This is a genomic window from Chitinophaga oryziterrae (assembly GCF_009758125.1).
Lineage (GTDB): Bacteria > Bacteroidota > Bacteroidia > Chitinophagales > Chitinophagaceae > Chitinophaga > Chitinophaga oryziterrae.
Genome location: NZ_WRXO01000003.1, coordinates 233,695 through 254,681 on the forward strand (window position 1 = coordinate 233,695; position 20,987 = coordinate 254,681).

Genomic DNA, 20,987 nt, shown 5'->3' on the forward strand with positions numbered 1-20,987 from the left:
CTTTTCTTAATAATTGGCGTTTTGTTTGAATCCGGGATTATTATCTATTTCCCCTTGTGGTATGGGATATAATTCTTTCCCTGCCTGATAATTATTGAACTCGGGATCCCTTGTCTTTAACATTTCAAGTTTTGTGGCATCCTGTAACCATCCCCAACGGCGGATATCATCGAACCGGTGCCCTTCCAGGCAGAATTCCAGTAAACGCTCATGTGCCAGTTGATCACGCATTTGTTGTTGTGTCATGGCTGCCAGTGTAGCTGTTATATCCGGGAGGTTGGCCCGGGTCCTTACTTTTTGAATATAAGGTGCGGCCACTGAGGTCTGATTCAGTTCATTCAGTGATTCTGCATACATTAGCAGTACATCCGAATAACGCATAAGCCGCTCATTGATCCCGGATTTCCAGTCATATTCATTTGCTTTATTGCCGTCCCCATTTTCGTATTTCCTGCAAAAGACGTCGTTCAGATAGGAGCTATTGGCATACACCAGCGCAAATGATTGTCCGTAGATCATTTCACCTGGCTTGTTATAAAACATGGTAGCATCCAGTCGGGGATCTACCTGTCCATCTGTTGTTTTCTCCAGTTGGAATTCGTTGAATGCAGACAGTGTAGGCTGCACATCTGTCCATCCGAAATTAGGGGCGCCAAATGTGATTGCCCTGGCAGATGTCTTGGCCCATGTAGAAGTGGGTATTCCCTGCCATCCCAGATCTGTTCCGCCTACAGTGGTGGAAAATTGAACTTCAAAAACGGATTCTATATTGTTCTCTTTGCTCTCTGTAAAATTGTCCTTATAGTTAGGCATCAGGCCGTACACGCCCAAATCGATCACCGCTTTAAATTGCGCTGCTGCTTCCGTATACATTTTATTGAACAGGTAGGCTTTTCCAAGATAGCCCATTGCTGCCCCTTTTGTGGCTCTTCCAAGCTGGTTGGCATCAGCTCCGCTTACATTTGTATAAGTTGCAGGCAGAAGGTCCGCAGCGGCCTTAAAATCCGCTATTACCTGTTTCCAGCCCTGTGCTTCTGTGGTTTGGGGAGAGAAAAAATCTGAAGAAGACTTGGGGGATGAAATGGGTAGTGCCACATTACCAAAGAGGTTCACTAAATGAAAGAAGTACAATCCTCTTAAAAAATAGGCCTGTCCCAGTACCCTGTTTTTTAAATCAGCATCCATAGCTATACCGGGTACATTATCTAATACCTGGTTACAACGGTACACTCCTTCATAGTATTCGTCAAAGGCCCATCCATAACCGGAAGCATCACTCGTGCCCAACGCGAATTTTCCTACGCCGGAAATGGCTGTCCATGGACTGTTACTCCGTATGTCATCTCCTCGAACATCTAATAATACAGGTGTAAAACGCATATAGGCGCCATCAAGCAACATCGGTGCATATGCAGCATTTACTCCCTGCACTGCGTCAGCGCTGGTTTTCCAGAAAGAGGCAGACGTTTGTGCATTAGGGTTTACCTGATCTAATTTTTTATTACAGCCTGCAGCTAATAAGCTGGCAGCGGAAATTATAAGTATATAGCGTTTCATAATAATACTGTTTTTTAAAGATTAAAGACCTAACTGTACACCAACCATCACTGTTCTGGGGTTGGGGAATGAACCGTAATCATATCCGCGATTGAATAATCCATCGCTGATGAAGTCAGGATCGTAGCCTTTATATTTTGAGATGGTCAACAGATTCAGACCAGAGACATACATGCGGAAACTCCTGATCACTTTGGTCCTGGTCAGTTTGGAGTCCGGGATACTATAACCAATCTGTGCATTCTGTAATTTCACATAGGAGCCGCTTTCTACAAACCGGTCAGAGAATTTCCCGTTGTTAATATCGTTAATGAGCGGTCTGGGTACATTTGTATTGGTATTGGACGCTGTCCAGAAACGCAATTCATCCACATGACTGTTGCCATACTGTCCGGCCATTAATGCTGCATAAACCCCGTTGTATACTTTATTGCCTGCGTTGCCCTGCCAGAAGAAAGAGAGATCAAAGTTCTTATAGGAAGCCGAAAAATTTAATCCGTAATAGAACTTGGGAATGGTTGATCCAAGATAAGCCCTGTCGGCATCCGTAATGGCGCCATCTCCGGTGTTGTCTTTATATTTCACATCACCGGGTGCTATGCCCCCCGACTGATTCTGGGTGGCGTGCTTGGTGATCTCGCTGGCATTTTGAAACAGCCCTTCTGTTACAAAGCCGTATAACTCTCCAACTTCCCTGCCTACTTCTGTTTTGCTGCCTGCACCATAAACAGGGTTGTTAGTCCCGCCCAGCTTTAACACTTTGTTCTTTAAGGTATAGGCATTGGCGCTGATGTTATAATTAAAAGCACCTGCATTGTTCCGGTAGTTAACAGTAAATTCCATACCGGTATTCTTCAATGACGCGGCATTGGTAGTAAGCGTCTGAGGAAAAGAACCTACAGAATAGGGGATAGGGATAGCGGTAATAATATCTTTTGATACACGGTTAAAATATTCAACCGTAAATGTCAGTTTCTCCTGTAATATGCCCATGTCAATGGCCACATTGGATGTTGTGGTTGACTCCCATTTCAGAGAAGGATCTGCCACAGAAACAGTCGTAGCTCCCGTTGCAAGCGAATTATTAAACAAATAGTTTGTAGCGTTGTTAATGTAGGATTGGTAATCATAATAACCCAGGGCAGTCTGATTACCCAGCATGCCATATCCTCCTCTTAATTTCAGGCTGCTGATAAAAGCAGGCAGATGAAAGATCTTTTCATTCGTAATGTTCCATGCTGCCGCAAAGCCGGCAAAATTACCATACCGGTTATATGGGCTGAATTTGGATGAACCGTCTCTTCTAAAATTAAAGGTAAGGAGGTAGCGATCGTCATAGTTATAATTAGCCCGGCCTAATAAAGAAAACATGGTTGCTGTTCCCTGCCAGCTTGTTACTCCTTTGGCGTTTGCATTTGCAACGGCGCCAAAAGTTTTAAAGTTCAGATCGGTGGTGTCCGTTGCTGTGGCAGACATCCATTCATTTTTATCTTCCTGGTACGTCATACCACCCAGGAAATCGATCTTATGTTTTCCGGCCTGCAACTGGTAAGTAAGTGTATTCTCGATCAGACTGGTATTCGCATGGCCGTATTGCTGGTACATGTAATACAAATTATTAAGATAATAGTACCCCATGTCAAACTTGGGCTCGTAATGGAAATTCTTATAGTCCGTTCTGTCGAAGCTCACATTCAGCTTATACTTCAGATTCTTAACTATTTCCAGTTCTCCCCATGCGTTGGCGAGCATCCTGTTCCTGTCGCTATAATCATTTACAAGGTTATTAAGACCAACCACATTCGCGGAAATAGCCCGGTTCTTTACCTGATCGCTACCGCCATATCCGCCTAAACGGGTGGCATCATATACCGGCATAGTGGGGATGGCCGTAAGCATACTGGTGACAGTACCGCCAAAAACAGCATGTCCGTTGGTTGCTCCATAGTTGCCTTTATGGGATTGTGTGTAGGCTGTTTTAATACCAAAACTGAAACGGCCTTTCTTTCCCTGAACGCTGCTGTTTAAAGTATAACGGTCGTATTTTTGTGGGCCGGTTTGCGTGCCTGTCTGGTTGAAATAACCTAATGAAGCATTGTAGCTCACATATTCAGAGCCGCCGGATAAATTCACGTTATGGTCTTGTATCACCCCTTTTTTTAGCGCTTCATTTTGCCAGTCTGTATTGATGGAAGATACAAAAGATGGGTTTGTCGGGTCGTTGGCCGGTGCCAGGGTCAGGCCTGCATTTAACTCAGCCGCTGATACTATTTTCTGGTATCCCAGCCTGTCGGTAACCGGTATTTTCTTGGCTATTTCCTGTGTGCCGTAATAACTGCTGAAATTCACCCTTACCGGTCCCTGCTTCCCTTTTTTCGTAGTGATAATGATGACGCCTGTTGCTGCGCGGGAACCGTATATAGCGGCGGCTGAGGCGTCTTTCAACACCTGTATGGATTCGATATCGTTCGGGGAAAAGTCATATGGTGCATCCACCGGCACTCCATCAATCACGAACAATGGGCTGTTATTACCAAAAGTTGTGGTACCGCGTATCTTTATCTGTACATAGCCGCCGGGCTCGCCGGATCCGTGTACGCTGATACCGGCAGCCTGTCCCTGTAACATTTTGGCTACATCATAAGATACATTTTTCTTTGCGTCGCCTACATTCACAACAGCCACTGAACCAGTCAGGTCCTTTTTCTTTACGGTTCCATAACCTACAACGATTACGTCATTCAGGTTTTTATAGGCCTGCTCAAGCCTTATTTTCAATGGATTATTGCCTTTCAGCACTACCACCTTGCTTTCATAACCAACACTGCTTAAAGTTATGCTGGTCCCCTCATTTCCTTCAACCGTAAAGGAACCGGAAGCATCGGTAATGGTGCCGGCGCCTTCTTTTATGCTTACAGTCACCCCTTCAAGAGGGATATTCTGCGAATTTGTAATTGTTCCCCGGAATTTTTTCTTAATTGTTTCTTGCGAAAATGCCTGCCGGCCAAAGGATAATAATAGTGTACAGGTAAGCATCGGCAATACGCTTTGCTTAAGCAAAATGCTGATCAGTTTCATAAACGTGGTATTAATTATAATTCAAAAAAATCTCATTTATTATTCCGGAAAGCTTGCAGGGAATATTGATTTTGGTTAATTTTATAAGTGTGATGGTCACATTTATTGGTGTTTCTCCCTTTGTTCAGTCAAGCAATCTGAAAATATTAGCATGAAGTTGCGACTAATAGTCTTTAAACCTTCGATAAACTGTATCAAAACTTCTGCAAATAATCTCATTTTATAAAAGACCAATGCCAACCGGATCGCTATTATGTCTTAACTTTAGATAGCGATCTGCTCTTTAATTATACGTTATGAAACAACTAACAGGGAACAATGCAGTAATATAATTAAGTAAAATTCCATCGTTAAACAGGATTGAACATTGCGGCGGATGTTCATATAAGCTATTAAAAAAGATAAGTTTCTCGGATGAAAACGCTCCTGCTTGTTTGTCTGATTGTTCTCTATGCTGGAAACATTTCGGGGCAATTGTACTATTTCCGGCACTACCAGGTTGAGAATGGCCTGTCTAATAACGCTGTGATCTGCAGCCTTCAGGACAAAAGAGGCTTTATGTGGTTTGGGACTAAAGACGGACTTAACCGCTTTGACGGATACTCATTTAAAATATTTCGCAATAATCCGGACGATTCCACCAGCATCGGGAATAATTTTATCCATACATTATATGAAGATCCCAATGGTACGCTGTGGGTAGGAACAGAAAACGGACTTTACCAATATGAAACATTATCCGAAAGCTTCAGACCTCTGCAGGCAGCTCCAAAGGGCCAGATAAGGGCAATCCAGGCCGATAGCAAGGGGAACCTGTGGTTTGTTTCCGGCTTTTCTCTCTTTCAATATACGTCCGCTAATAAAAAACTGCAATATTATAATGCGGATACGTTTTTTGAGGCCAGCTCCTTATGTCTTGCTGCTGATGGTAATCTGTGGGTAGCTACCACTAATGGATTGTTAAAAAAATACGATCCGCTCTCTAATACATTCAGCAGTTATGATGTATTCCTTCATTCAAAACGGGCCGTGTCTAAATGGATAGAAAAGATCTATAACACACAGGATGGCAGTATCCTGGTCGGGACCTCCAATCAGGGTGTGAAACGCTTTAACATTACTACAGGTACCTATACAGATATTCTTACTTACAACCAGGACCAGACAGAAATATTCGTTCGCAATTTTATTCAAACCGGAGAGCAGGAATATTGGATAGCTACAGAATCAGGTATCTTCATTTATAACATGACATCCGGAAAGGCAATCAATCTGCACAAAATGTATAACGATCCCTATTCCATATCGGACAACGCGGTCTATACTTTCTGCAGGGATAAAGAAGGGGGCATATGGGCTGGTACCTATTTTGGAGGCGTTAATTATTATCCGAAACAATATACTCCCTTCAAAAAGTATTTTCCCAAGGTAGGGGAGAATTCATTAAGCGGTAATGTTGTAAGGGAAATACATGAAGACAAATACAACAATCTGTGGATAGGCACTGAAGATGCGGGATTGAATAAACTCAATACAACAACACAAACGTTTACACACTTTCAGCCCGGGGGTTCTGCTGCAAGTATTTCCTACACCAACATCCACGGCCTTCTGTTGAAAGACGATGAACTTTGGATAGGTACATTTGAACATGGACTGGACGTTTTAAATATTAAATCCGGTAAGGTCATCCGCAGGTATAACATGAAATCGGGAATGTCGTCCCTTAAAAGCAATTTCATTTATTGCCTCTATCAGCCACCCGGTGGGCAAATTATGTTAGGGACCACAAGAGGTGCGTATCAATACGATCCGGGTAAAAATGACTTCACGCTGGTTCCCGGCCTCCCGCTCAACAACTGGTATTCCTCTCTGCTGAAAGATGAATATGGCATTATCTGGGCGGGTACTTATGGGAATGGCATTAACTATTATAACACGCAAACAGGACAAAGCGGCAATTTCAGGTATGAAGAGAAAAATGCACACGGCATAAGGAGCGACAGGATAAACAGTATTTATGAAGACAGTAGGGGTGATCTCTGGTTCGCTACAGAAGGGGGCTTATGCAAATTTAACCGCCCTGATAATAATTTTACCTGCTACACAATTGCAAATGGTTTCCCCAGCAACTTTATACTTAGTATACTGGAAGATAAACAGGCTAACTTATGGATCAGCACATCCAAAGGATTGGTCTGCTTTAATCCTCAAAAAGAAAGTGTAAAAATTTATACAAAAGCAAATGGTCTGCTGAGTGATCAGTTCAATTTCAATTCCGCCTATAAAGATGCAGCAGGTAACATGTATTTTGGCAGTGGCAAAGGATTTATCAGCTTTAACCCCGATGAATTTATTAAAAACACGTTTATATGCCCGGTTTATATAACAGGCTTCCAGGTGCATAATAAAGAGCTGCCAATTGCGCTGAAAGGATCTCCGCTGAAAAGATCCATTACCAGTACCGATAAAATCACACTCAATCACAAGCAGTCTACCTTCAGTATTGATTTTGCAATACTAAGCTATACGGCTCCCGAAATACCTGAATATGCCTATAAAATGGAAGGTCTTGATAAAAACTGGACCTTTCTGAAAACCAACCGCAAAGCCTATTTTACAGAACTGGCGCCAGGAACCTATATTTTTAAAGTGAAGGCCTCTAACAGTGATGGTGTATGGTCTCCCCGGGAAACGTCGCTTACTATCGAGATACTGCCACCGTGGTGGCGAAGCTGGTGGGCTTATTCCCTTTATGCCATCATGATCGCTGCTATTATCTGGTATATTATACAAGACTATCATAAAAGGACAGAAATAAAGAATAAGCGGAAAATTGATCTATTTGAGATTGCTAAAGAAAAAGAAGTATTTAAAGCAAAGATTGAGTTCTTCACAAATGTTGCGCATGAAATAAAAACCCCTCTTACTTTAATAAAGGGGCCACTCGAAAAAGTGATCAGAAAGGCAGGTGACATGCCTGAAATCAAAGACAGTCTTGCCATTATGGATCGTAACACCAGCAGGTTAATTAATCTCACCAATCAGTTGCTTGATTTCCGGCAAACAGAACTCAACGGCTTCTCTCTCAATTTCGTAAAAGCCAATATAACAGAGCTGATAGAAGAAATGTATAGCAGCTTTAAACCACTGGCCGAACAAAAGAATTTGTCTTTTACCCTTGAGCTGCCATCAACGCCTTTATTTGCATACGTGGATATAGAAGCGTTTCATAAAATTCTGAGTAACCTTTTCGGGAATGTTGTTAAATATGCCTGTAATCATGCAGTTGTTTGCCTGTTGCCATTCACGGAACAGCAAAAATATTTCACCATCGAAATTAAAAACGATGGATATATTATTCCTGGTGAAATGAAAGAGAAGATATTTGAACCATTTTTTCGTTTAAAAGAAACAGAAATGCAAAAAGGGACCGGAATAGGACTGGCACTTTCCCGCTCACTGACGGGATTACATCAGGGAACATTATTACTGAAAGAAACAGAAATGGGATTGAATGTTTTCTCATTGACCATTCCAATTCATCAGGCCATAGAATTTAATTTACATCCCGGAAAAAAATAAATTCAGATTTATGAATCCCTTGCTGTTATTAGTAGACGATAATGAAGATATCCTGGCTTTCCTTGGTGATGAGCTGAGTGAAAAATATACGATACTGAAGGCACAAAATGGCCAGGAGGCTTTGACTATATTAATGAAGGAACCTGTGCAACTGGTTATCAGCGATGTAATGATGCCGGTAATGAACGGATTTGAATTATGTAAGAAAATAAAAGCAACTTTCGACTACAGCCATATTCCTGTTATATTACTAACGGCTAAGAATACATTGCAGTCAAAAATTGAAGGTCTGGAACTGGGGGCCGATGCTTATATAGACAAACCATTTTCTACCGAATATCTGCAGGCTCAGATAGCCAGCCTGCTGGCCAACAGATCAAAACTAAAGAAATATTTCGCGCATTTTCCCCTTGTTCATATTAACACCATTGCTTACTCAAAGGCGGATGAGTTTTTTCTTGAGAAATTAACTGAAGTTATTTATAGCAATCTGGAGGATGAAGACCTCGATATAGAAAAACTGGCAAAGCTTATGAATATGAGCAGACCCACACTTTACCGGAAAATCAAATCCATCTCTGACCTTACACCCAATGAACTGGTAAATGTTACCCGGTTAAAAAAAGCAGCAGAATTATTGGTGCAGGGCACATTTAAAATTTATGAAGTAGCCGACATGGTGGGGTATCATTCTCAAACCAACTTTGGAAGGAACTTTCTCAAGCAGTTCGGAATGACTCCTTCAGATTATCAAAGCATGAAACAGGCAGACAGGAATGCCGGGTTTTAATATTGAGTATTTCCTGACACAGGAGTATATACCGGGGTATAAAAGGGAGAATAGCTATTGTAGCTGCCTCTGCTTACGCCAATGCTACCGGAAATGGAGAATGTTTTTTCATTGTTGATATACATTAGGCCTATTTTGGCATCCGAATAGGTGGTAAAGTTGTTAGTCTGCATCAGGCTATTGTTCTTGCTAATCGCAGGTTGATAAGGAACGCTGTTGTAACGGAAAATATAAGGTGCTATCGACACGCTTCCGAAGGCGTACAGGTTATTGGTCAATTGACGGTTAACCTGCAATGCCAAAGGTACTGACAGGAAAGAACTACTTCCTCCTTTAAATGCTACAAAGCCAGAGGAAACGCCAGCATATTTTGTAACAAACCATTTCTTATGGATATTGCTGGTGTCGTTTAGCTGTTGGGGGTGTTTGAACGCAGATTGCGTGCCATTCATAGCTCCGAAAGATGAAGTTGTCTGTGCCTTTACAGCCAGACCTGACATTAAAATAGCGGCAAAAAGGATTGTCCGTATCATGTCAATAAAGATAAGCATCCTTTTTTATTAAAGTGCTAACATAATCACAATATATAGAATAGCCAGGATTGAATCTGACGACAGTTGTTTTTATAAGTATTTAATAATCAATGTGATTTACTTCTCGCTTTTCCTGCCAGTCGAAATTCCCTATTCTCCTGGCAATCAGCCAGCGGTTATTCTCGCGGACGAAATCGTCGTGGTAAATAACCCCGATGGTAGTCTTCATTTTTTTACCGTTCTCGGTACCGATCAGTGTAACCAGACAATAAGACGTTCCCGTGGCGTTATCGCCATTTATGGTCACTGTTTGCTGGCCATTTAAATGGTAAACGGTGTCAAAGTCTTTAAGAAAATCTCTAAACGCTTCTTCCATTTCTTTTCGGCCTTTTAGTTTTAAAATTGCCGTATCTCCGACAAAAGTTTCAGACGTTGCATTTTCAGAAAACAGCTGCGCCTGGGTATGCACATCTTTCTTATCTGCCAGAATGGAGATCATATCAACTAGTTCTTTGAGAGAAGTAATATCCTCTAATGCTTTAATGTTCATGTTTGTACTTTTGCAGATAATTAAAGTATCAATAATAGGGTGGTCAATTTTGACCACCCTTTATCAATTTCTACACTCGTGAAGAGAAGGAATACGCCCACAGAGGAGCGTACTTTCGTTCTCACGCGACCGTGAGCACGATCTTGCCCTGGATATGGCCACGGGCGGCTCGTTCGTGCGCCCTTTGGGCATCGGCAAGTGGAAACGTGTTGTCGATAGCGACGCGAACCGTCCCGGCATCGAGCAAGCGCCCGAATTCCGCGAGCTGAGGGCCGTTCGAGCGCACTTGGGTCATTGAGACCATGATACCCAACTTTGCGGCTTCCTCGGCGTGGGAGAAGCCTAAGAACACAGGGAACAAAGCGCCACCACGCTTGAGCGTGCGCAAAAAACGACCGGTAGCCGGTCCGCCAAGGGTATCGAGGACGAGATCAACATCATGCGCGACGTCCTCAGGAGGGGTCTTTTTATAGTCGATGAATTCGTCGGCGCCGAGCTCGCGCAGGAACGACTCATGGACACCCGATGCTACCGCGATGACATGTGCACCTTTCCACTTAGCCAGCTGCACCGCGAAGTGCCCCACGCCGCCCGCTGCGCCATTGATGAGCACCGTCTTGCCGTTGAGCGGCACGGGGCGATGCATCTCCGGTTGAAGGGGGTTCTGTACATCGTGGCCCAGTTCGATCAGGAACTGCCATGCAGTAAGACCTGCCATCGGCGCCCCCGCGGCGTGTACATGATCGATGCCGGCAGGTTTGTGCGCCAGGTCTGACGCTGGTGCTGCTACATACGCTGCATAAGCAGCGCTTTCTCCGAAGCTGGGAAAGCGAATCATGCCAAAGACCTCATCTCCAACAGAGAAGTCCTGCACATCCCCGGCAAGAGCCTCAACAACGCCCGACACGTCCGTCCCCGGAATGGCGGGTAAGGGCACTGGCGGCCTCCACTCTGAAGGAAGCATCTTATACCCGTCGCGCAGGTACCAGTCGGGAGGATTGATACCTACGGCGTGAACGCGAACGAGCACCTCACCTGGTTTCAGCGCTGGAAGCGGCGCCTCCTCGTAACGTAATACTTCCGGGCCACCAAACTCGTGCAGCCGGATCGCCTTCATCATTGATGTACTTTCAATTTGTTTCATTTATTGTGCTTTTTTTTTAATCAGGCAGGTGCATAGCGCCACGATAGGCTGCTTCATTGGTAGCCCTGCATATTTTTTTCTTAAAACTTCATCAGATCTGCGATGAATAGAGATGGAGGATATAGGTCATTATTCCTGGATTCAGGAGTAATGACTAAATAGAATATTCATTTTAATTGGTCGGTGTTGTACTTTTTGCAATGAAGAAGCACACTTTCCGTTTTAACGGTCAATTAAAAGACTTCCGGAAAACGTTCGGTGAAAGATTGGTGTGGCGCTTAAATAGTTTGTTAAAAGACTGTGGATGCTCAAAACCCAGTTGGTAAGCGATTTCGGCAATAGTTAGCCGGGTGGTGCTTAAGCTCTCTTTAGCCTTCTCAATTAACCGGTCATGAATATGCTGCTGTGCACTTTGCCCCGTTAATGACCTGAGCATATCTGTCAGATATCTTGATGAGACCTGAAGATGTTTCGCCACTTCAGGAACTGTGGGTATGCCATCCAACTGGTCTGCAAAACGACCTGCCAGGTAGGTATCCATTTGACTGATCAGGTCATGATGAATTGCTTTGCGGGTAAGGAATTGCCGGTTATAAAAACGATTACTATAATTAAGCAACAATTCGATCTGGGAAACCAGCACATCCTGGCTAAAGGCATCAATATTATTATCCAACTCGGCAGCAATGTTTTCAAACAAGCCGGCAATTACTTTTTTCTCTTTGTCTGAAAGGAACAATGCTTCGTTCACTGCATAAGTGAAGAAACCATACTGATGAATGTTCTTTCCCAACTGATAATTCCGGATCAGGTCCGCATGAAAATATATGGTGTAACCCTCATAGCAGCCTTCTTCAACGGACATTTTGACGAGTTGATTTGGCGCTAGAAAAGCGAGGCCGCCTCCCTCAAAGTCATAATAGCCTTGTCCATATTTTACCTGGCCTCTGAAATCTTTCTTAAAAGAAACTTTATAGAAATCGATCAGGAATCTGCGCTCGACGTTTCTACGGCTGGTCCCCTTTATATCATAGTTAACCAACGTGACCAGAGGATGCAGCGGTTCAGGCATATCCATATCCCGCATCAACTCAGAGATACTCTTATAAACGATGGGTGAAGGTATTGCTTTCATGGCTTAGACTAAGTTATGATAAATCCTGTACACTTGGACGTCTCGTACATCCACAATACAAAGGTCAGCAAAGACAGCAAGTAAAAATTAGCCTATATTGTAAAAAGTGTAGCCTGAATCTCCGGCAGACTGTTAATTACTGTAGGTGGCCCCCAAAAGATAGAATAGGTGGGGCATGAAAAAGCCCGCAGATGCAAATATCTGCGGGCTTTTTGGACTACCTTGAATTATAAAGCGGTTTTACCAGGGACAATTTTCCGGAAAGTATTCTTCACCGAAGAATTTTCCTGTTGGCCCATCCTGGCCTATCAGCGCATACTTAATAATACGTTGTCCAGCCTCTTCCACTGTACTTGTGCCTTGATGATTGGTGAAATCGGTTTGAGTCCAGCCGGGACAAACCGCGTTGACTTTGAATGGGGTATCACGAAGCTCGTAAGCAAGATTGATTGTGTACATATTCAATGCCGACTTGGACGATTGATACATTACATACCTGGTGGGATAATTGCTATTGTTCAGGTCTGCGGCTAGTCCGAGCGAAGCCATGGTGGTGCTCACATTCACAATACGCGGTGCTGATGATTTTTTCAGCAAATCGATAAACATCTGCGTAACCCTGACAACACCGAACAGATTGGTTTCATACACGGCTTTAAATTGATCAACCGTTGAATCGAGTGCCGATTGTGGGACCTCACCAGATATACCAGCGTTGTTGACCAGCACATCCAGCACCGTTGTTTTTTTGCCAATTATTGTGCGGGCAGCAATGACCGATTCCTGATTGGTGACGTCCAGTTGTACGACTTCAACGTTGCTGATCCCTTCTGCTTTGAGTTTTTCCGCTGCTGATAAACCGTTTTCCAGACTACGGCAGCCTAAATAAACAAAGAATCCGTTTTGGGCGAGTCGTTTCGCTACCTCAAAACCAATGCCTTTATTAGCTCCTGTTACTAATGCTGACTTCATTTTATTAACTATTTTAACAAAAGTAGTCCGCGAAAGAACAACGGGAATGGACAAATCGTCTTACTTACTGGACAAATCGCGTAAATCTGCTAAAAATGCACTGATGCTCTTGCCCGTACTCTTTTTGAACAGTCGTGAAAAATAATCCGGGTCATTAAAACCTAACTCGTAAGCCAGTTCCTTTACCGAAAGTGTGGAGTATTGCAGCTTCCGTTGAGCTTCCTGTATTAGCCTGTTGGTGATCCATTCTTTGGGGGAAATACCCGAAAAATCCTTCACAATACTATAAAGACTACTGGTGGTCATCGCCAGTTTTTCAGCGATAGTTTGCACATCATGCTGCTCGGTCAGATGCGTTTCCACGGCAAGTTTAAATGCAATATATTTTGACAGCTTAGGATTCGAAACCGTGCCATGATTTTCATGTTGGAAGTAAGCACTGTTAAACTCGGTTAACAGCGAGTTTAAATGCGCTAAAATGATTTCTGTATTTTTTTGCTTTCGGGGAGAATGAACCAGTTGAAATAAAATGGAGAAAATGGCTTTTACCCGTTGTTTGGAGTCTGGGTCAAACGTGATCCTGTTTGAGTTTAACGGATTGACCAGAAAAGGATAGGAATGCGGAAGCAGTGCCAGCGTGTTTTCATCGAATCCGACTTTATAATCCAGGGTATCTTTATCTTTTGGCGGATTGACGAAAATTTGATTGGGCAAACCGAAAACCAATTGACTATCAGAAATGGTGATGTCCTGTAAGTCTGCTGTATAGGTTGCCGAACCCCGATCCATAAACGTAAAACAATAAAAAGATAGCTTGTGCGGTTGCAGCAGATGCTGCAAGACATCTTCCGGCAGGACGATCGCACAATTTTCGTTCACTGTGATCGATAATTTATCGTGGTGACTGAAATTTTCAAGTAATCCTTTAGTTCCCTGCACTTGTCATCATTTATTATAAACAAAATTAATAAAAGAAATGAAGATGAGAAGAGTAAAATAATGGGAAACTGGAAACTCCGTTCAATTACCATCTCGGCTTTACTGGGAACATAGACATCTCAGGCATTATTTTTCGTCTTATATTACTGTTGTAAAAAGCATAAAAGAGGATAGTTTTTTTTGATCTTGCTGATATGTAAAATTGATAATTTCTATATCACTTTTTAATAGTACAACAACATTTAAATATGAAAAAAGTAACGGGCCTTGGCGGCATATTTTTTAAATGCGATAATCCGAAAGAAATGAACGAATGGTATGCCCAAAACCTTGGATTGGCTACAGGTGAATACGGAACAACGTTTGAGTGGCGGAAGTCTTTCTGCTGTCACCATTGAAATGCACATTTATGAACATGAGCCATCCAGACAACTAAATTGAGCTGTGAGAGAAATCGGCAATTGGTTATAACTGCTGATCTTTGTATCCTTAATTCATAATATGACAACAATAACAAAAATGCCCCTCGGCAAAGATGGTCCGCTCGTATCTAAACTCGGATTAGGCTGCATGCGCATGTCATCAGTCTGGGGAAGCCCGGTGAGTGATGAAAGCGAAAGTATCTCTACTATTCAGATGGCATTGGACAGTGGCATTAATTTCCTGAATACCGGGGATTTTTATGGCAGTGGTCACAACGAGCTGCTTGTAGGTAAAGCCATCAAAGGCAGAAGGGACGATGCGTTTGTGAGTGTCAAGTTTGGCGCGATCTTCTATGGTGGTCAATGGCTCGGGTTGGACCTGCGTCCAATGGCCATCAGGAACTTCATCAACTATTCTTTGGTGCGCCTGGGTATTGATACCATTGATCTTTATCAGCCTTGCAGACTTGATAACAGCGTTCCTGTGGAAGATGTGATCGGAACTGTCGCCGACCTGATCAAAGAAGGAAAGGTACGTTATCTCGGCGTTTCTGAAATAACGGCTGATCAATTGCGCAAGGCGAATAGCGTATACCCTGTAACTGCATTGGAAATAGGCTATTCATTGGCCGATCGCCAGATAGAAAGTGAGTTGCTTCCTGTTGCTAAAGAACTGGGTATAGGGGTTGTAGCCTTTGCCAATACGGCCGAGGGATTGCTTACCGGTGAGATGAAAGCACCTCTTGCTGCCAATGACTATCACAATCACTTCTCGCGTTTTCAGGGAGAGAACCTGATAAAGAACCTGGAAAAAGTTGAAGTATTAAAGACAATGGCAAAGGGAAAAGGATTCACCCCTACACAATTAGCAATTGCCTGGGTGAATGCACAGGGGGATCATATCATGCCATTGGTAAGCATGAGCCGGAGATCACGACTGCCGGAAAATATACAGGCGATGGAAATCGGCTTCACTCCTGATGAGATGAATACCCTTAACAGGCAATTTTCGACTGGCGCGATATTGGGTGGTACATACCTGCAACGATAGGGAAGGGCACATAAGCCCCGCTTGTTTTATATCTTTACATAATGACGAATCCAACTGAAATAATTCCGGGAGTCATCTTTTACTCTTATCTCTCTGCTACACGAAAGGAGAAAGTAGGATTTCTTGCACACAATACCCTGGTGTTGCAGGTTTCCGGTCTGTTTACTTTGGAAACGTCCCGACAGAAAATTTCTATGAGGAGGGGTGAAATGTTGCTGATCGGTAAAAATCAGCTGGGAGAGATAACGAAAACTCCGCTGCCTGGTGAGGATTATGAAACGATTGTCATTTCACTACAGGAAGACATGCTCAGAAAGATCGCGCTGGAGGAGCAAATAGAGATACAACAGAAATACACAGGCCCCCCCAACATCCTTATTCCTGGAAACGATTTCCTGCAAGGCTATTTTCAATCTGTAATACCCTATGTCAGAAATCCGGTAGAAAAGTTAACGGCTGCCATGGGCATTTTGAAAGTGAACGAAGGGGTGAAGTTGCTGCTGCATACCAGGCCAGAGCTCAGCGCGTTTTTGTTCGACTTTTCCGAGCCTTATAAGATCGATCTGGAAAAGTTTATGCTCAGCAATTTCCATTTTAATGTCCCGCTGGAGAAATTTGCACAGTTTACCGGCAGAAGCCTTGCAGGGTTTAAGCGTGATTTCCAAAAAGTATTCGGTATGGCGCCCCGCCGGTGGCTGCAGGAAAAAAGACTGGCAGAAGCCTGGCATCTTATAGAAGAAAGAAACAAGAAACCATCTGCCATCTATCTCGACCTGGGATTTGAAAGCCTCTCTCATTTCTCGCATTCCTTTAAAAAGAAATTCGGCAAAGCGCCGTCCGACTCCGGAAAAATAAAATAGGTGGTTTTACCTGATATATTAATTGGGGGTGACCAAAAAGAGTCTAACTAAACACTCCTTTTGTAGCAAATTCAAAGCTCCGTTAGGAGCTTATTGAGTAGTATTTTTAACTGCCCTTTTTAGTCAGCCCCCATTAATATTATTTAGTTCGAAAACTTACCCATATTTAAGTGGGCCTGTAACCTGTTGATACATAAGGCTTATATTTACCTGTCTTTTTTTGCCCATTTTTTCAGCAACTCAATAAGTGTATGCTGATTAATTGGTTTGCCGATATAATCATTCATGCCGGCATTCATGCATTTATCCTGGTCTTCTTTCATGGCATTGGCAGTCATGGCAATAATGACAGGCTGTTCCCCTGCTTGCTGGCGGATAGCTTTAGTTGCTTCAATTCCATCTATATCCGGCATCTGCATATCCATCAGTATAAGATTATATTTATTGCTTTCCCACATTTGAAGTGCTTCATGTCCGTTGTTAGCTATGTCCGGCTCATACCCGAGTTTACCCAGAATAGTTTTTGCCACAAACTGATTGACAGCATCATCTTCAGCGAGCAAAATATTCCATGGATATAATTTGGCTAAATTTTTAAGCTGAGTTTGAGAAGTCATTATTATATCATCATCTGTGGATTGTTTTTTCTTGTTCTTGAGCGTATCGAAGATCTGTGTAAACAGCATTTTTTGTTTGATAGGTTTGATCAGCGCGGATACAAAAAGACCAGCGTTTTGCTTGTAATCGTATTCTCCGATGGAACTTAACAATATGATGGGTAGCTGAGGATTAAGTTCTTTTATGTTTTTTGCCAGTTCAGTACCATCCATATCCGGCATATGCATGTCTGTCAGCACCAGGTCAACAGGAACATCCTCTTTGATTATTTTTAATGCCTCTTCTCCGGAGGCTGCCGGTAAAGTAATAAGCTCCCATTGGTCCAGTTGACTTTTAAGAATACTTAAATTGGTCATATTGTCATCTACGATCAATATCCTCTTTTTCTCAAGTCCATCATAGTTGGTATTAACATAGTTGGTGAGAGGCTCTTTACTCACTTTGGCACAGATAGTAAAAATGAAAGTTGTTCCCTGTTCCTGCTCACTTAAAACCTGAAAATGGCCTCCCATAATTTCGACCAGTTTTTTACAAATTACCAATCCTAACCCGGTTCCTCCATATTTACGGGTAGTAGAAGCATCTACCTGCGAAAATGCCTTGAACAATTTATCGATATTTTTCTCTGAGATGCCTATGCCTGTATCTTTGATAGTAAATCTTATCTGGACAATATCATCCTCCAGATATTTTTCAAGTTGTAACTTCACAAATATTTCTCCTTTCGGAGTGAATTTAATTGCATTCCCAATAAGATTCATCAGTACCTGTTTCAGCCGCAAACGATCTCCAATGATCTGGGCCGGTACATCATGGCTAATCTGGTATAATAGATCTAATCCGGCTTTTGCTGCTTTATCAGCAAAAATATCCAGCACTTCTTCAATGCATATACGCAGATCAAAATCCTTCATTTCAAGTTCTATTTTACCTGATTCTATCTTGGAAAAATCCAGGATATCATTGATCACATTCAGCAGACTTTCCCCACTAATCTTCAGGATCTCTGCATATTTCCGTTGTTCTTCGTTAAGGCCACTGTCTGCCAGCAGATCTGCCATTCCGATCACACCATTCATCGGCGTGCGGATCTCATGACTCATTGTTGCCAGGAAAACACTTTTGGCACGGTTGGCCTGTTCTGCTTCTTTTCGTGCTTTCCGTTCTTCTTTCATTGCAACATCTAATCGTTCGGTCCGTTCCTTTACCTGTTTTTCCAATACTTCTTTCTGTGCTTTGATGGTACTGATACGAATCCTGTATACAAAAACAATAACTGCCGCAACAACTGCTATTACCAGTAATTTGAACCACCATGTCATCCAGAAAGGGGGGATAATAACAAGTTGTATAGAGGTTACATGAGATGACCATTCGCCATTGTTCATGAGTCCTTTTACTTTTAGTATATATTTGCCGGGATCCAGATTAGTGTAGGTAGCTATCCGTCTGGGGCCCACCTCATTCCAATCTGCATCAAAACCGTCCAGCTTGTACATGTATTCTTTTTTATCCCTGATGGTATAGTTCAGGGACGCGAATTCGAATGAAATAACCGAGTGCTCATAAGGTAAAATGATCTCTGTTGCTTCTCCTATACTTTTTTTCAATGGAGAAGGATCTTTTTCGTCAAGGGCGATTGGTACATCCTTGTTCAGAATCTGGAAATTGGTAAATATTAAAGGAGGATCAAATGAATCTATCTCTATACTGTCGGGATTAAACATATTAAAACCGTTCACTCCGCCAAAATACATCATCCCTGAACGACTTCTGATAGCTGCATGTGCCTTAAATTCATTCGACTGTAGCCCGTCAGCCGTGGAGAAATTTGTAAAAGATTTTGTTGATGGATCGAACCTGGACAATCCTTTATTGGTACTGATCCAAAGTCGCCCTTTAGCATCTTCCAATATATCAAATATGATGTTATTGGGTAAACCGTCCTGTACAAAGTAAGAGGTTGTGGTTCTGCGTTCTCTGTTCCAGCAGTTTAAACCATAACTGGTGCCAATCCATATGTTCCTGTTATGATCTTCATAGATGCAATTGATCCTGTTGTCAATCTGCTCATTCGAGCCTTTTGTGGGAGCAAAACGGGTAAAGACCTGCGTAGTTTTATTAAATGTCTGCAGTCCTTTTTCAAAGCTTCCTATCCAGATTACACCTTCACTATCCTGATAAATGCTTTGTATCCGGTCACTGATAATGCTATTGGGATTATTGCTGTCGTGTTTATAATGTTTAAAAGATTTGGTTTTAAAATTATAAAAGTCCATTCCCCCTCCAAAAGTACCTAACCACAGGTCATAATCCCTGTCCTTCATAATTGCGCAAACATTATCGAAGTTGACACTGGTACTGTCTTTGGGATTATGCTTTAATTGCCTGAACGTATTTTTTTTCAGATTAAGTATTGAGATCCCATCGCCTACAGTACCCATCCATAAATTATCTTCCTTATCCATCTGCAGGGGAACAATATAATCACTGCTAACAGTCCCCGGATCGCCTTCCTTGTGTCTGAAATGAGTAAAATTGCCGGTTGCCGGATCAAATAAATTTAAGCCTCCTCCGTCTGTTGCTATCCATATACGGCCATCACTGTTTTCAAAGAAGCAAAGTACGTAGTTATTACTAAGGCTGTTATCAGAAGCATTATGATTGTAATGAGTGAACTTATTGCCGTCCTTGTTATAAAGGTTTACACCACCACTGTAAGTTCCTACCCACATGTTTCCATGGGAATCTTCATAAATAGAATAAATGGAATTGTTGCTCAGACTTGTTCTATCAATTTCATCGTACAATACATTATTGAAAGTTCCTTTTTTCGGATTGAATATGCTCAAGCCGCCATTTTCTGTACCAATCCATAAATTATCCTTATCATCAACCTGCATGCATAGTATTACGTCCAGGGGTAGCGTATTGTGGTTGCGGTGATCGTGTTTGAAATGGCGAAATGTCTGTGTTCCCGGATTAAATAAATCCAATCCGCCACCTCTGGTCCCTATCCATAAATGATGACTTCCGTCTTCAACAATTGCTTCAACTGAATTATGGGCCAACGACGTTGTATCGTCACCTGAATGCTGAAAATGAGTAAAGGATTGTGTTTTACTGTTTAGCAGATTTAAGCCCCCCAGAAAGGTACCAGCCCAGATATTATGCCGACTGTCTTCAAAAATACTACGCACATAATTGTTACTCATACTTCCTGCTTTATTCTCATCATGTTTATATAACGTGAACTGATTAGTAGTGTAATTAAACTTATTCAGGCCGCCACTCTCTGTTCCTATCCATATGTTATCATTACTGTCTATGTAAAGTGTGCTTACAAAGTCATTACTGAGGCTATTCGCATTATTTTTATCATGAACATAGTGGATGAACTGTTCTGTTGCCCTGTCAAACCTGTTTAATCCTCCGCCCCAGGTACCGACCCACATATTTCCTTTCTTATCCTGTACAATACTTTTAATGAAATTATTATTTATACTGGTTGCATTTTTTTTATCGTTCTTATATACTTTAAGCTGATAACCATCATATTTATTTAATCCGTCCTGTGTTCCGAACCACATCAATCCCCTGATGTCCTGTAAGACACAGGTTACGTTACTTTGAGATAATCCCTCATTTGGGCCTATATGTGCAAACCTTATTTGTTGATTCTGAGAATGTGCAAGCAGAGGGAGACAATTCAGCAATATATACATATAGTATTTGCATGCTTTCATTAAATGG

At 42.3% G+C, this 20,987-nt stretch carries 13 protein-coding genes; 4 read left to right on the forward strand and 9 right to left on the reverse strand.

What is annotated here, in order from left to right; genetic code table 11:
* Positions 1-6 precede the first annotated feature (6 nt).
* Together GO495_RS13005 and GO495_RS13010 are read right to left on the reverse strand one after the other, a co-directional pair.
* The gene (locus GO495_RS13005) at positions 7-1,557 is read right to left on the reverse strand and encodes a RagB/SusD family nutrient uptake outer membrane protein (protein WP_157300126.1); all 1,551 of its coding nucleotides are present in this window, start codon (positions 1,555-1,557) and stop codon (positions 7-9) included.
* Positions 1,558-1,578: 21 nt separating this feature from the next.
* Complete coding sequence (locus tag GO495_RS13010) at positions 1,579-4,635, reverse strand: SusC/RagA family TonB-linked outer membrane protein (protein ID WP_157300127.1); 3,057 nt, start codon at positions 4,633-4,635, stop codon at positions 1,579-1,581.
* Between the two features lie 414 nt (positions 4,636-5,049).
* Here GO495_RS13010 and GO495_RS13015 point away from each other — a divergent pair, with 414 nt between their 5' ends.
* Both GO495_RS13015 and GO495_RS13020 read left to right on the forward strand, forming a co-directional pair.
* Positions 5,050-8,220 carry a ligand-binding sensor domain-containing protein gene (locus GO495_RS13015; protein ID WP_157300128.1) on the forward strand — a complete coding sequence of 1,057 codons (3,171 nt, stop codon included), beginning with the start codon at positions 5,050-5,052 and terminating at the stop codon, positions 8,218-8,220.
* Positions 8,221-8,230: 10 nt separating this feature from the next.
* On the forward strand, positions 8,231-9,010 hold the full coding sequence (locus GO495_RS13020; RefSeq protein WP_157300129.1) for a response regulator transcription factor: 780 nt from the start codon (positions 8,231-8,233) through the stop codon (positions 9,008-9,010).
* On the opposite strand, the gene GO495_RS13025 is transcribed toward GO495_RS13020, so the two are convergent.
* The 6 genes from GO495_RS13025 to GO495_RS32380 all read right to left on the reverse strand — a co-directional run bounded on the left by GO495_RS13025 (position 9,007) and on the right by GO495_RS32380 (position 14,283).
* Positions 9,007-9,543 (reverse strand): hypothetical protein, encoded by a 537-nt coding sequence (locus GO495_RS13025; protein WP_157300130.1) that lies wholly within the window; start codon positions 9,541-9,543, stop codon positions 9,007-9,009. The two genes, GO495_RS13020 and GO495_RS13025, sit on opposite strands and share 4 nt — an antisense overlap.
* Positions 9,544-9,643: 100 nt before the next feature.
* Positions 9,644-10,093, reverse strand: a complete 450-nt coding sequence (locus GO495_RS13030; protein ID WP_157300131.1) for a nuclear transport factor 2 family protein — start codon at positions 10,091-10,093, stop codon at positions 9,644-9,646.
* Between the two features lie 121 nt (positions 10,094-10,214).
* A complete protein-coding gene (locus GO495_RS13035; RefSeq protein ID WP_157300132.1) occupies positions 10,215-11,237 on the reverse strand; it encodes an NADP-dependent oxidoreductase in 1,023 nt (340 codons plus the stop codon).
* A gap of 229 nt (positions 11,238-11,466) precedes the next feature.
* Positions 11,467-12,372: a helix-turn-helix domain-containing protein gene (locus GO495_RS13040; RefSeq protein WP_157300133.1), complete on the reverse strand. Its 906-nt coding sequence runs from the start codon at positions 12,370-12,372 to the stop codon at positions 11,467-11,469.
* Positions 12,373-12,612: 240 nt separating this feature from the next.
* Entirely contained in the window at positions 12,613-13,344 is a 732-nt protein-coding gene (locus GO495_RS13045) for an SDR family oxidoreductase (protein ID WP_157300134.1), read from the reverse strand.
* 60 nt (positions 13,345-13,404) lie between these two features.
* A complete protein-coding gene (locus GO495_RS32380) occupies positions 13,405-14,283 on the reverse strand; it encodes a helix-turn-helix domain-containing protein (RefSeq protein ID WP_338075409.1) in 879 nt (292 codons plus the stop codon).
* 501 nt (positions 14,284-14,784) lie between these two features.
* Here GO495_RS32380 and GO495_RS13055 point away from each other — a divergent pair.
* Together GO495_RS13055 and GO495_RS13060 are read left to right on the forward strand one after the other, a co-directional pair.
* A complete protein-coding gene (locus GO495_RS13055) occupies positions 14,785-15,756 on the forward strand; it encodes an aldo/keto reductase (RefSeq protein WP_157300135.1) in 972 nt (323 codons plus the stop codon).
* A gap of 41 nt (positions 15,757-15,797) precedes the next feature.
* Positions 15,798-16,616 (forward strand): helix-turn-helix domain-containing protein, encoded by an 819-nt coding sequence (locus GO495_RS13060; protein WP_157300136.1) that lies wholly within the window; start codon positions 15,798-15,800, stop codon positions 16,614-16,616.
* 206 nt (positions 16,617-16,822) lie between these two features.
* On the opposite strand, the gene GO495_RS13065 is transcribed toward GO495_RS13060, so the two are convergent.
* Positions 16,823-20,980 (reverse strand): hybrid sensor histidine kinase/response regulator, encoded by a 4,158-nt coding sequence (locus GO495_RS13065; RefSeq protein ID WP_157300137.1) that lies wholly within the window; start codon positions 20,978-20,980, stop codon positions 16,823-16,825.
* Positions 20,981-20,987: the final 7 nt, after the last annotated feature.

Coding starts and splice junctions, on each gene's coding strand:
- GO495_RS13060 (WP_157300136.1), top strand. CDS start 15,798: ATGACGAATCCAACTGAAATAATTCCGGGAGTCATCTTTTACTCTTAT.
- GO495_RS13045 (WP_157300134.1), bottom strand. CDS start 13,344: ATGAAGTCAGCATTAGTAACAGGAGCTAATAAAGGCATTGGTTTTGAG.
- GO495_RS13020 (WP_157300129.1), top strand. CDS start 8,231: ATGAATCCCTTGCTGTTATTAGTAGACGATAATGAAGATATCCTGGCT.
- GO495_RS13030 (WP_157300131.1), bottom strand. CDS start 10,093: ATGAACATTAAAGCATTAGAGGATATTACTTCTCTCAAAGAACTAGTT.
- GO495_RS13015 (WP_157300128.1), top strand. CDS start 5,050: ATGAAAACGCTCCTGCTTGTTTGTCTGATTGTTCTCTATGCTGGAAAC.
- GO495_RS13025 (WP_157300130.1), bottom strand. CDS start 9,543: ATGATACGGACAATCCTTTTTGCCGCTATTTTAATGTCAGGTCTGGCT.
- GO495_RS13065 (WP_157300137.1), bottom strand. CDS start 20,980: ATGAAAGCATGCAAATACTATATGTATATATTGCTGAATTGTCTCCCT.
- GO495_RS13010 (WP_157300127.1), bottom strand. CDS start 4,635: ATGAAACTGATCAGCATTTTGCTTAAGCAAAGCGTATTGCCGATGCTT.
- GO495_RS13055 (WP_157300135.1), top strand. CDS start 14,785: ATGACAACAATAACAAAAATGCCCCTCGGCAAAGATGGTCCGCTCGTA.
- GO495_RS13005 (WP_157300126.1), bottom strand. CDS start 1,557: ATGAAACGCTATATACTTATAATTTCCGCTGCCAGCTTATTAGCTGCA.
- GO495_RS13040 (WP_157300133.1), bottom strand. CDS start 12,372: ATGAAAGCAATACCTTCACCCATCGTTTATAAGAGTATCTCTGAGTTG.
- GO495_RS13035 (WP_157300132.1), bottom strand. CDS start 11,237: ATGAAACAAATTGAAAGTACATCAATGATGAAGGCGATCCGGCTGCAC.